This is a genomic window from Methylobacterium sp. J-078 (genome assembly GCF_022829285.1).
GTDB lineage: Bacteria > Pseudomonadota > Alphaproteobacteria > Rhizobiales > Beijerinckiaceae > Methylobacterium.
Genome location: NZ_JAKSYI010000116.1, coordinates 1 through 328, shown reverse-complemented (window position 1 = coordinate 328; position 328 = coordinate 1). Strand labels below are relative to the sequence as shown.

At 75.3% G+C, this 328-nt stretch carries 1 pseudogene; it reads right to left on the bottom strand.

The annotated features are described in order from the left end of the window. Positions 1-328, bottom strand: a pseudogene (locus MKK58_RS19295) (HlyD family type I secretion periplasmic adaptor subunit); the annotation flags it as partial.

The following is a 328-nucleotide window of genomic DNA, read 5'->3' as shown; positions in this document are numbered from 1 at the left end:
CCCGTCGCGCTCGGCCTCGTCGCGGGCGCGCCGCGCGGCGAGCTCGTCCATGGCCTTGAGGACGATGGCGAGGTTCGACCGCACCTGGGTCTCGACGTGGCGGTTGAGCACGGCGCCGCCGCGCCCGCGAGCAGCCCGGCGACCCAGCAGGTCGCCCGCCACCACGCCGGTGGGGTGCTTGACCTTGTTGACGTCGGCCGCGACCACGGGGCGGCCCGGCGCGATCACGGCATCTGGGACTAGAGTGAGGGTGCCCTGGCCGCCCACTCCTACGAACAGGTGCACCCCGAGCCGTGGCCCGGGAGCAGGGCTGCTGCGCAGCGAGGGG